This is a genomic window from Oleiphilus sp. HI0066, from assembly GCF_001635725.1.
This window is the reverse complement of sequence record NZ_LWFH01001100.1, coordinates 1-12,837: the sequence shown is the minus strand read 5'-3', so window position 1 is coordinate 12,837 and position 12,837 is coordinate 1. Positions and strand designations below refer to the sequence as shown.

7 protein-coding genes are annotated in these 12,837 nt (G+C 43.5%); 2 read left to right on the top strand and 5 right to left on the bottom strand.

The genetic code is table 11. The annotated features are described in order from the left end of the window. Positions 1-17: 17 nt before the first annotated feature. Positions 18-809, bottom strand: a complete 792-nt coding sequence (locus A3738_RS14220; protein ID WP_068478340.1) for a hypothetical protein — start codon at positions 807-809, stop codon at positions 18-20. Between the two features lie 206 nt (positions 810-1,015). On the opposite strand from A3738_RS14220, the gene A3738_RS14215 reads away from it, so the two are divergent. Beyond that, positions 1,016-1,570: a peptidylprolyl isomerase gene (locus tag A3738_RS14215; RefSeq protein ID WP_068478337.1), complete on the top strand. Its 555-nt coding sequence runs from the start codon at positions 1,016-1,018 to the stop codon at positions 1,568-1,570. A 16-nt stretch (positions 1,571-1,586) separates the two neighbouring features. After that, a complete protein-coding gene (gene mnmC, locus A3738_RS14210) occupies positions 1,587-3,563 on the top strand; it encodes a bifunctional tRNA (5-methylaminomethyl-2-thiouridine)(34)-methyltransferase MnmD/FAD-dependent 5-carboxymethylaminomethyl-2-thiouridine(34) oxidoreductase MnmC (RefSeq protein WP_068478335.1) in 1,977 nt (658 codons plus the stop codon). Here the strand turns inward: mnmC and A3738_RS14205 are convergent. The 4 genes from A3738_RS14205 to smc form a co-directional block, all read right to left on the bottom strand. After that, positions 3,556-6,003, bottom strand: a complete 2,448-nt coding sequence (locus A3738_RS14205; RefSeq protein ID WP_197473862.1) for a Calx-beta domain-containing protein — start codon at positions 6,001-6,003, stop codon at positions 3,556-3,558. The two genes, mnmC and A3738_RS14205, sit on opposite strands and share 8 nt — an antisense overlap. Before the next feature lie 123 nt (positions 6,004-6,126). Next, positions 6,127-8,130: an NAD-dependent DNA ligase LigA gene (ligA, locus tag A3738_RS14200; protein WP_068478331.1), complete on the bottom strand. Its 2,004-nt coding sequence runs from the start codon at positions 8,128-8,130 to the stop codon at positions 6,127-6,129. Positions 8,131-8,139: 9 nt separating this feature from the next. Beyond that, a complete protein-coding gene (zipA, locus tag A3738_RS14195; protein WP_068478329.1) occupies positions 8,140-8,985 on the bottom strand; it encodes a cell division protein ZipA in 846 nt (281 codons plus the stop codon). 137 nt (positions 8,986-9,122) lie between these two features. Next, a complete protein-coding gene (smc, locus tag A3738_RS14190; RefSeq protein ID WP_068502744.1) occupies positions 9,123-12,623 on the bottom strand; it encodes a chromosome segregation protein SMC in 3,501 nt (1,166 codons plus the stop codon). Positions 12,624-12,837: the final 214 nt, after the last annotated feature.

Genomic DNA, 12,837 nt, shown 5'->3' with positions numbered 1-12,837 from the left:
TAGTGAGCAAATTTAGATTACCAGCGAGCCTCTTCACCACGAATTGTTAAGCTTGAGCCTCGATCGAAACTCACGTCTGAAATATAAAAACTTCCGATAGTGTCAGGGCTCGAACTCCCTTTTACACGAACATTTTCAATACTAATTCGATCAGCTTCGAAACCTGTATAGAATCTTACGCCACCATCATCAAGGATTGTCATGGCAGGCATATCATCGAAACGACGAAAGCCATCTATAGTCACATCAGCTTCAATAAAGTTAGACAACGGACCAAATCCCATAACGGTTGTAACCGCGTCCATGGCTTGAAAAGCCACTTGCTCCTCAGTGGTATCCTCGTCATCCTCTTCTAGTTTGTTTTCTGCCCCAGTGCTAGGCATCTCGTAACCGAACTGTGGCAAAAGTGCGCTACCTAACACAAAAGGTCCTTGCGCTTCTGCACTTTCTAACTCTGCTTCGCTTAATGCAACGAACCCAGCAGGCAAATTAGCAAATTGTATTTCTGAAGATGTTTTAACTGATGGAACTGCAGGTTTTACCATGGCAGGAACTGAAAAGCCCGCAACCGCATGAAACGGCGCCCACGCGATTGTTGTAAACGCAGCAACACGGCGCAATAGATCTTGGCGCTTCAAAGCACTCTCTAACTGATTATTGCTAATGTAACCGTTATCTAAAAGAATCTCGCCTAATCGCTTACCACTTCTACCTTGCTCTGTAAGCGCGAAATTAAGCTGAGACTCTGTAATAATGCCCTTATTGACAAGAACACGACCCAGTCTTGATTGCTGCACAGACTTGCCCATTGCCCACCACCTCTAAAATGTAAAAAACGCAAATTTGGATCACACTCAAAGCATGGTTCATCGATTAAAAACTAGCCACTCGTATTGGTAAGGGGATGTAACCCCTACGTAACGATATGAAATTTGGTGAACTAGAACTCACTTTTATTTAAATAAGACGAAAGCTACAATTTACGCTTCTTTAACAAAAACAATGCGAGCCCCGTATGAACTTAAAGTCCCTCGTTATTTTCGCAACAGCTTTGTTGTTAAGCACCACCCTCAGCGCAGCGACAACAGCGATCATAAAGACAAGCCTCGGCGAAATGGCAGTTAAGCTTTATGATCAACAAGCTCCTATTACGACCAAAAACTTTATAGCGTATGTGAACAGCGGATTTTATAACGATACGATTTTTCACCGCGTAATACCGGGCTTTATGGTTCAAGGTGGCGGTTTTGAGAAGGGAATGGTTAAGAAACCAACAAATGCTCCGATCCAAAACGAAGCAAAACCCACCACACCAAACAAGCGTGGCACCCTATCAATGGCACGAACCAACGACCCAAATTCAGCAACGGCTCAGTTCTTTATCAACGTGGTAGACAATCATTTCCTCAATAAATCAAGCTCACAAGCTGGTTATGCCGTGTTCGGCGAGATTGTTCGTGGAATGGAAGTAGCTGATCAAATTAGCGCAACGAAAACTGGTAGACGTGGACCATACGGAGACGTGCCTGTCACCGACATCATCATTGAAGAAATACGCATCAACAAATAAGCACAAACATCTAACTATGCAACGCCCAACCGCTAACATTGAATGGAAAGATGGCATCCCTTATCACAAGGACTTCGATGATATTTACTTCAACGCTAACGATGGGCTAGCAGAAACTGAGTATGTCTTTATAGAGGCCAACCGCCTCAAAGAACGCCTGCGAAACGCAACGAACGATCAAGATACACTTAGAGTTTGTGAAACGGGGTTCGGCAGCGGACTTAACTTTATAGCCTGCTATGCGCTATGGAGATCACTTCCTGAACCCAAAAAACGCCTTGAATTTTCTAGCATAGAAGGGTTTCCACTTAGCATTAGTGACTTGAAGTTAGCGTCTAAAATCTGGCCTGAATTAGGCTTTGAATATAAAGAGCTACTAAATCAATATCCAAGCCCTATTACTGGATTCCACTATTTAGAGTTTGAATCTGGAAGAGTCAGCCTAAAGTTATTTTTCGAAGAACTCAATAATGCACTCGATAAATATCAGTTTTTCAGCGACGTTTGGTTTCTTGATGGATTTGCCCCATCTAAAAATGAAGAAATGTGGAACAGCAAATTGTTCGATCATATGGCGCTTTATAGCAATCACCAAACGACAGTTTCTACATTTACCGCGGCAGGGTTTGTTCGAAGAAACCTTATAGATGCGGGATTCATCGTTTCCAAAATATCTGGTTTCAAACAAAAACGTGAAATGATTACTGCTTCGCGTCACTTAGAAAGCACCACGAAAACTCAGGCCTTGCCTGATCAAGCATGGCATATCAGCGAAAATTCATCCCCAAACATCAAGCATGGCCACGTACTCGTCATAGGCGCTGGGATAGCAGGACTCACCACCGCTATTACTCTAGCCCGCAAAGGCTTTAAAGCCACCATCATTGAGAAGCAAGAGGGCCCATTGCAAGGCGCTAGCGGTCAAAAACAGTTGATCATGTATGGAAAATTCCCTCAGCAATATACACCAGAAGCACGACTACTGATTCAAGCACAGCTCTACGCTCAAACCTTTTTCTCGAGAGAGCAACTCTCAAGCGGAAACAGATTTTGGCATACTTGCGGCGTTGTTCACCTAGCATGGAATGAAAAAGAACGAGCTAAACAGCAAAATGTTGTAGATCGCTTTGAACTGCCTGAGACATTCATGTATCAGGCCGATGCAAATAAACTCAAAGGCCTGAGCGGACTAGATATTCAAGACAGCGGGCTAGTATTTCCACAAGCAGGTTGGTTAGACACAGAGGCATTTTCTAAACATGTACTAGAACATGACAACATTGAGCTAATCAATAAGCGTGAATATACACATCAGGATTGGGAGAGCGATGCGTTACTGAACTCGATGAATGCAGATGCAACGATAATATGTAATGCAGTTTCCTACCAAGATCTAGACATAAACTACCCACTACCAATAAAACCCCTAAGAGGGCAAACAACTCAGTTGTCATCCAAGTCATTCGCGACACCCAAAACAGTTCTATGTGGCGAGGGTTATCTCTGCCCTACATTACACGGCGAACTGCATATTGGTGCCAGTTACGACTTGAATAATTCAGAACCATTTGAATCAAGGGAAGATGATCACGCTAATATCGAAAAACTCGTGACTTGGCTCAAAGGATGGAGCGATCAAGCGACGTTGAATGAACAGGTTTCAGGCCGACATGCAGGTATTCGGACAACGTCAAACGACTACACTCCGATCGTTGGGAAACTACCTCGAACGAGTGCAATGAACAAGCAATATAGTTTTCTTACAAAAAACGCCAAACAAGAAACAATACAAGGCAGATACTACGATCACACATACTTAAACCTAGCTTACGGCTCGAAGGGACTCACCTACTCACCCTTAAGTGCAAGACTTCTTGTGGATACAATTTCTAGTTCAAGTATCGGACTTCCACACGAACAAGCAAAACAACTATCACCAGCGCGATTCTTAATAAAAAGCCTCAAGAAAGGTCATTTTTATTCAACTAATTAATAGGAAGTAGGTTTTCACCATCTGGAGAAAATGGCGTGATTCTGTAGCGGAAGGTACCGTCACCTGACGAGTGATCCTCCTTCCAAAGAACTAAAAATTTGTCTTCGCCTACAACGTCTAAATCTACAATATAATCCGTTCCGGCGGTGCCAAACTGCTGAACTTTTAACAAACTCGGAGTAGCCACAACATCAACCGATGCAAAAAATAAATCTTGCCCTCCTATGATAGAGCCCGCCTCAAACTCTCCGAGAGTCTCGCCAACAACACCAACCCTCTCAAAATCTTCCTTATCAAGAAATGCAATAGCTCGTCCAACGTCATTGGAATCCGTGGCAATAGTGAACAGATTAGATATCGAACTTTCTTCATTTAATCGCAAATTGTACAAAAAAACATCATCTGTTAAGGAAGGTGTAGCATCTCCATCTTTACTGAAAGTCGAACTAACCAAGACACCAAAATTATCGTCACCATAATTGGCAACACCACCTTGCATAAATGCTGCTGGCTGCCTAAGTGACGCACTTGCAACATCTACATCTAAAAATCCATCATCATCTAAAGAGCGTGAAAATATACCCGCACCATCCGTCACGAAAGCGTGAACATTCGAATCATCAACGGACAGCCCTACCATATTATTATCTGATCTATCGCCAACAAAACGGCTATATAAAAGGGACAATGATCCGTCAAATAAATAAACAAAACCTTCTCGGCCATCTTCAGGAGGAATAGTAGACTGACCATCCAAAGAAAGACCCTCGGTACTTCCAGAAACAGCAATTTCACCATTATCAGTAATAACTAACTCAACAACTTCATCATCAACTTCAGAACCATGCTGACTTTGAGCTAATACAGTCACCGCACCGCTATCATTAACTCTAAGTTTTACAACAGCAAAGTCTTGCCCCCCCCAAGATGAAGCACCAAGAGTCAATCTCTGATCGGTTCTGAGTAATAGAGCGATATCTGAATAACCTGCTCCAGCAGAAATAAAAGCCACGTCGATTGCCGACACGTCGCCTCCGCCTGAAGAGAACTCATAGAAGTTAGTACCATCTAGCAAGGCCTGATTTCCTTGAGCATCATATCGATATAATCGAGCTCGTTGAAATGCATTGCTCAGGCTATTGGCTAGCGAGAACACGTCGGCGCCAGACGTTGCGATAGCTTGGTATTCAATCGTAGGGTCATTAATCAAAACGTCTTCATTTACGTATGCATTGACAGTGATTTCCGCGCTAATCTCAGCCTCATCACCCCCATCGGTTGCCACCTCTATTACTAGCTTTGGATCTGACACAACACTAGAAGACAGGGTGTCAGAAATCGAAACACTTAGAACTCCAAAACGATCACCTTCGTTCACAACTAGAACTTGATTAATAGGGTTTAGTGAATAATCAAAGCTCGATAAATTAGTTTCAGAAGGGTTCACTTTAAACGAAATACGAACATCACTTTCAGCAGGCCGATTTAATTCGACTGGTATCGAGACACTATCACCGGGAGCGACTGTGAAAAACAACTCTTCGGCTTCGATAGTCGGCTCATCATCATCAATTTGAATAAAAACTACCTGATCAGCAAAGCTGAAGGCCAGGTTCCCAGGATCCGTGACAGTTACCTTGAAATTCTCTCTTTCTTCAATTATCGAGTCATCGACAATATAAATGGGAGCCGCACAACCCGTCGCTCCAGGCTCAATAACAATTGAACCCGTTTGCGGCACAAAATCAACAAATGAACTAGCAACGTTTTCGGCAAATCGATCTTCTTCTACAACATAATCGAACGTAACCGGCACCGAAACTGGCTGTGTAATTTTCAACAAAAATGCGTAAGGAAAAGCTTCACCATAGCCTAAGTCTCTGGACCTACTTTCAATATCATTGATCGCTCGGCAAGGTGTAAATTGTGACAGTTCTTGTCCTGTTATTTTTCTTAAATTAGCCTCGCCTTCTTCAACACTAACTATCGGCGATACGTCATTCAAAGATATGATATTTACTGCAAAGTCTGACCTATATATAACAGTTGATGATCCATCAGTAACTTCAATCCAAAATGAGCTCTCAAAATCCTGTAAGTTAGATCCTGCAGGTGGAATCGGCACTCCCTGCAATCGAAAAGTATTCTTTTGTGTTCCCTCTTGCTTCACAACACTGAGGCTAATCGTATTATTTCCCTCTGCATCTTCGGTAAGTTCTTCACTCATACCTGGTTCGGGGTTTTGAATATAACGAACGTTAAAACCGCCTTCACCACCCGCAATTTCAATCGGAATATCAATAGGTGAATACCAAGTCATCTCTGTGGGCAGAGCTTCTTCATTTACAATTCGTAAATCAGGCGTACTCAAATTTGTTTCGCACGCAGCTAGAACAAGAATAGAAATAACGACACACAGTTTTTGAACTAAATGTTTCAAAATACACGCACTCATGGCCAGAAAGGCTTATTATGAAAAACTTAAACGATGCAAATACTATAAAAACAAAGAAAGGTTTGACAGAAGAGGCAATAAGAAACGCCCCTTACATCACAATAAAGATCAGTTTTGATTGAGTAACGCTAGGGCAGCAGCTTCATCCAGCACTGGCACATTGAGTTCAGTCGCTTTCTTTAGCTTAGAACCCGCTTTCTCACCCGCGACTAAATAATCGGTTTTGCTTGAAACTGAACCACTCACTTTTGCTCCAACCTCAATGAGAAGAGCCTTTAACTCATCACGGCTATAGTTTGGCAAAGTTCCTGTCAGCACAACCGTCTTCCCAGCAAATACATTCTCTGAAGACTTCCGTACTTGCTTAGGTATCTGACACTCAACACCTTTTTCGAGCAGTCGCCGAACAAGAGAACGATTGTCTTGATTTGAGGTAAAAACCATAACATGGCGAGCAACTATTGGACCGATGTCATCTAAAGATTCCAATACATCTGGCGTCAGCGAGAAGAGCCCCATAACGTCATCCAACTCACACGCAATGGTTGACGCGGTCGTTTCTCCCACTTCCCTTATTCCGAGCGCATAGATAAATCGGGATAATTCGATCTGCTTTGAGGACTCAATCGCTACAATTAAGTTCTCAGCGCTTTTTTGTCCCATACGCTCCAACAGCACGAGGTTAGGAGTATTTAAATCAAAAATATCAATGGGCGATCGCACAAATTCTTTATCGACAAGCTGTTCAACCAATTTATCGCCCAAGCCATCAATATCAAATGCCTTTCGCGATACAAAGTGCTTAATTGATTCTTTGAGCTGCGCGGGACAAAGCATCGCGCCAGAACATCTGGCGATACTGCCTTCTTGCTCAATCTCTGACGAACAAACAGGGCAATGACTAGGCAGCTCGATATTTCTTTCGAAGGCTCCCGCACCTATTCGAGCGGCAACTTTAGGAATCACATCTCCCGCTCGCTGAATCGCAACACGATCGCCAATCTTGATCCCCAAACGTGCAACTTCATCCATATTATGAAGTGTCGCATTACTTACCGTCACACCACCCACAAAAACGGGGCTCAAACGCGCAACAGGTGTAATTGCTCCAGTTCGACCAACCTGGAACTCCACATCCTCTAAGGTTGTTTCTGCCTGTTCAGCTGGAAATTTATATGCAATAGCCCAACGTGGAGCTCTGGCTACAAACCCAAGAGTTTGCTGATCTGCCAGCTTATCCGCCTTAAAAACAATGCCATCGATTTCGTAATCAAGCTCAGATCTTAAGGCTGTAAGTTTCTGAACATAACTACCGATAGCTTCTGTCGAATCTAAACATTCGACCAATGGATTGATGACAAAACCTAAACGCCGCAAATCAGAAAGAGATTCACTATGAAGACGATATCGATCTGGCTCTGAGCTATATCCCACTGAGTAAGCATTCATCATCAGTTTTCGCTTAGCCGTAATGCGCGAGTCCAATTGCCTTAAACTTCCCGATGCAGCATTGCGTGGATTTACGAATACTTTTTCTTCACGCTTCTGAGCCTCAAGATTGAGCTCATCAAATACACTACGCGGCATAAAAATCTCACCGCGCACTTCCAACTCACTAGGAAGATCATCACCTGAAAGACGCAAAGGAATAGACGAGATTGTTTTAACGTTTGCAGTAATATCTTCACCTGTTTGACCATCACCACGCGTGGCGCCATAAGCCAAAACCCCGTCGATATACATCAGACTAACCGCAATACCATCCAGCTTCGGTTCGGCAAACAAAGAAACTTCACCATCTACTTTTTGACCAATGCGACTATAAAAATCCAGCAAATCCTCGTTAGAAAAAGCATTATCGAGTGAAAGCATTGGAATACGATGAGCAATTTGCGAGAACTCACCAGAAGGTGCACTTCCCACACGTTGAGTAGGGGAATCTGATCTTTTTAGATCCGGATATTCTTCTTCGAGCGATCTGAGTCGTTGAAATAGCTGATCATATTCCTGATCGCTAATAGTCGGAGCGCTTTCTAAATAATAAAGACGATTATAGGTATTTAGAGATTCAGATAACTCTGCAATCTCATCTCGAATTTTATCGAATGACACGAAACAACCTTAAGGACGCATTTTGCACAACTGCTTGCGCTCAAACTCTCTAATTCTCTGCTTATAATGTTCAACAGTCTGCGAAGTCAATACGCTGCGATGCTCGTCCTTCAACTCACCTTGCAAATTATCTGCAAAGCACTTCGCCGTTTCATACATAAAGTCAAAAGCTTGCAAGTAATTCTTTGGTCCGGGAATACTCATAAAGAAGCTTACTCCCGGAGTGGATAAGGTCTCGAGCTTGTCTGGATCAAAATATCCAGGCTCAACAGCATTCGCGACGCTAAATTGAATAGGACTTAACAAGTCCTCTTCATGTCGATGAAAAATAGACATCTCGCCATGTTTCATACCACAAGCTACAAGAAGTTTATTTACATCTGCGCCCGCAAAATTTTGACCTGGTTGCGCATCAACATTAATCACGATGACTTCATGATCGATTGCTGAGTCTGATTCTACAGTTTCCTCTTTGGGCTTTGTTGTTGCATCAATCTTAGCTTTCGCTTGCTTAGGCTTGCTAGAAGAAGGTTTCTCAATCTCAGACTCATCCGATTCAATTGAAACTTTAGGCTCAAATAAATCTGAATCGTCTTGCGCCGAAATAGACAGTAAATTCTGTTCATCAAGTTCACTATCAACAGAATCCGCTCCTGCAGATACAACTCGAACACCGCCTCCAGGAAGCTCAGGATTAAAATCATCATCAAGGGGGGAAGAATCTATTTGCCCACCTAAATCTCGGGACATTTTAAGAGAGTCTTGTTTTGCGAGACGCATTCTACGAAGACCATCGATCAAAATCCCTAAGATAATGACGACACCAACTACAATTAACCACTCTCTAAGGCTCATTAAGAACTCATTCCACGTATAGATAATCTGAGAACATAAAGGCTAGGATAGCCTTTTTATCAAGGCATATAGTAGCTAGAAAACAACAAGGAGACCAACGCTCAAGATTAAACCTAAATTAACTGTTGGATAGCCTTTTAAGCGTCGACTAACTGAGCAGCCGCATCAATATCCACGGACACCAATCGAGAGACTCCAGGCTCGTGCATAGTAACCCCCATAAGCTGGTCAGCCATCTCCATAGAAACCTTATTATGCGATATATATATGAACTGAACGGTATCGGACATTTCTTTGACAAGTCGAGCAAAACGCCCAACATTCGCATCATCTAAAGGCGCATCTACTTCATCCAACATACAGAATGGCGCTGGATTAAGTTTGAAAATAGAAAAAATCAATGCAAGGGCTGTCAAAGCTTTCTCACCGCCAGAAAGGAGATGTATCGTTGAATTATTTTTTCCTGGAGGCCTAGCAAGAATACTCACCCCTGTCTCAAGCAAATCCGAATCGGCCAGCTCAAGTTTTGCGCTGCCACCCCCAAATATCTTTGGAAACAAATTCTGCAAACCTGCATTGACGCGATCATAAGTTTGCTTAAACCTATGCCTTGTTTCTTTATCGATTTTTCGAATAGCTTGCGTCAACACATCTAAGGCATCAATTAACTCATCATTCTGCTCATCAAGATACGTCTTTCGCTCTAGCTGCGTCTCATACTCCTCGACAGCAGCCAAGTTAATCGCTCCCAAACGAGCGATCTTTTGTCCAATTGACTCCAAATCTTTCACCAACGCATCTTGCTGAACATCCTCATCAGCTAGCACTGAAACAAGCTCTTCAAACACAAAACCCTGCTCCAGCACATTTTGGAAACATTGATCTTGCTCTAAAGCAAATGCTTGAATCCTCAAACGCACCCGCTCTAGCTTTTCTCGAACATGCAGCAAGTCTGTCTCAGAGCGCTCCCTTGCCTGTTCCAAATCACGCAATTGACCTTGGAACGCCTCGTGCTCTGTTCGCACCTGCCCAAGCCGCTTCTGATCACGCTCATGAGCGACTAATTCATCCTGCAAGCGGGACTCTAAACCCTCAATCAAATCTTCATCGCCAGGCTCGAAATCAATATTTAAGACCGCCTCGTTAAACCTCTCAATCTCAACTACTTGCCCATCAAGAGTTTGATTTAGCAACTCTAAGCGATTTCGAAAACCTTGCTGATCAGACCGCAACCTCATTAACACTGAAGCTAAATCCTGAACCTGCGCTCGCGACTCAGATATCGCATTTTTCAAACGCTCTTTGTCACCTTCTCCAAGCTCTCTTTTTTCAGATGCGCTCTCCAAAACCTCAGATAATATTGACAACTCTTGCTCACACGCTTCAATTTGCTCAGAACTTTGGGCAAAACGCTCTCTTTCAGAATTCAAATCATCATCTATCCGAGCTATACGCAGCTGAAGTTGCTCACGCTTGATTTTCGCCCCCCGCTCATCAGCAACTAATTGCGCGTGACGCTTAAGAGCACTCTGCTCTATTGCCCGAGCATCGACTAACGAAGTTTTAGCCGCAGCCAAATCATTCAGATTAGCCTGAAGCCCCGCCTCCAATCTAGCCACGTCATCATCTGCAATACTCAGCTCATCAACCAAGCTATCTATTCGTTTTTGACGAACGACAACACCATCATCAATTGCACTCAAGGCAAGATATTGAACACTATCCCGACCTATCAATACACCTTCAGTGGTCACGAATTCTTGACCAAGTTCTAGCTGAGAACGAGTAGAAAAGGCTTCGCTAGAATTCGCAGCACAAATATAACGATTCAAAAACGGAATCAACGCAGAACACCCTTCGACTTTTTCTGCCAAAGAGCCATCGTTAACTTGATAGCTTGCCTGCTCATTCGAAAATAAAGCGAAAGTAATATCAGAGCGATCTAAGAGATAGCCGGCCATTTTTTCATCGTTAGATAAATAGGCGTATAGCCGATCCCCAAGCAAACCCTCAATGACAGGCGCCCATACTGGCTCGACCTGAATTGATTCTATTAAGGTTTCAAGCTCGCCTTTAGCCTTAGCATGCAGATCAGTTAGACCTGCGCCAACATTACCTTTAGATACTACATCGCGCTGAATCGTTTCTAATGAAACCAATTCTGCCTGCTTCTGGGCAATTTCACTTTTTCGTTCTGCAGTCGCTTCACGACTTTCTTGGACAACGGCCTCAAGCCTTTCAACATCTTCTTGCCTAGCGAGAACGCTTGATTCAGATTCTTCCAAAACGCACGTCAACTCAGCTAACTCTTCACCCACACCTTGATAGCCCAACACATCCAATTCTTCTGAAAGGCGATTTTTGTCATCATCAAGTGAAGCAACGCGTTCCTTTGCTTGATCTGCTTCGCGCTGGAAACGCGACAAGTTCGACTTCGCATCCTCCACACTATGTCGCGTATCCGTGTAAGCTTCTTGCATTTGCTGATTAAGATCTAACCAAGAGGCGTACGCCATCTCAGATTCTTCAAGCTTTAATTCAGCCGCCTCTTGCTGCTCAATCACGATCTCAATTTCGGGCTCTATCTCAGCGATACTTTCGGAAACAAGCTCTCTTTCTTCCAACCCTTGCCGCAAGCGATCTTCAGCAAGACGTATCTGCTCAGTAAGACGAATGCGTTCAGACTCAGCTCGTTGCAGACGCTGACTCTCAAATTTCAACTCTTGCTCGATCTTTGCGATCTCGGCGCCAGATTGATAGTAACGAGCCTGCACCGATTGCATCGCTTCGGCAGACTCTTCTATATTCGAACGCAACACCTCAATTTTTGATTGCCCAGTTGCCTTATCAAGCACCAAGCTTTCGACCGCCGACTCACAACGAGCCGACTTAATCTCCAACTCCTGTTTTTGCTCATCCAAACCTAGCCACTGCAAAGCAGATATTTTTGCCTTCAGCGCACGTTCATTTGCCTTGAACCCTTTGTATCGTTCAGCAGCATTCGCTTGACGCTTGAGTGTTTCGAGTTGCTTAGACAACTCCTCTCGAATATCCGTTAGTCGATCCAAATTTTCAGTGGTCCGGCGCATTCGATTTTCGGTTTCTCGCCGCCTTTCCTTGTACTTGGAGATACCTGCAGCTTCTTCTAGATAAACGCGCAACTCTTCGGGCTTACTCTCGATCAAGCGGGAGATCATTCCCTGTTCAATAATGGCATAACTTCTAGGCCCCATGCCTGTACCGAGAAAGATATCCGTTACATCTCGACGACGACACTTTGCGCCATTTAGGTAGTATTGAGATACACCCTCTCTCGTGACCTGACGCTTGATAGAGATTTCAGTAAATGCTGCATGCTCACCAACCAACGGCCCTTCACTATTGTCAAATAGCAACTCAATAGAGGCCTTTCCTACCGGCTGACGATGTGTAGAACCATTAAAAATAACATCTGTCATCGACTCGCCACGTAAGTGCTTAGCCGAGCTCTCGCCCATTACCCAGCGAACAGCATCAATAACGTTAGATTTCCCACAACCGTTTGGACCAACGATTGCGGTCATGTTTGTAGGAAAAGGAACAACCGTCGAATCAACAAAAGACTTGAAGCCGACCAGCTTGATTGACTTAAGGCGCATTAAAAAAGCGTATCCAGAATATTATTCGTTATTAGTTGCCACATGTTCCGAAATTACGCAGCGTCTTGCAAGCTATCAAATCGATACGCCAGTTTTTTAACACTCGCAATATAAAAAAGCGGATGCATGTCGCCGATTTTTTGACACTCAAACTATCACAATAACGATAACTTACTGATATAATTATAAAATTTCTTTATGGCACGCGCCTCGC

Excerpts from the sequence above, each read along its gene's own strand:
- smc (WP_068502744.1), bottom strand. The coding sequence starts at position 12,623 with ATGCGCCTTAAGTCAATCAAGCTGGTCGGCTTCAAGTCTTTTGTTGAT.
- zipA (WP_068478329.1), bottom strand. The coding sequence starts at position 8,985 with ATGAGCCTTAGAGAGTGGTTAATTGTAGTTGGTGTCGTCATTATCTTA.
- A3738_RS14220 (WP_068478340.1), bottom strand. The coding sequence starts at position 809 with ATGGGCAAGTCTGTGCAGCAATCAAGACTGGGTCGTGTTCTTGTCAAT.
- A3738_RS14215 (WP_068478337.1), top strand. The coding sequence starts at position 1,016 with ATGAACTTAAAGTCCCTCGTTATTTTCGCAACAGCTTTGTTGTTAAGC.
- mnmC (WP_068478335.1), top strand. The coding sequence starts at position 1,587 with ATGCAACGCCCAACCGCTAACATTGAATGGAAAGATGGCATCCCTTAT.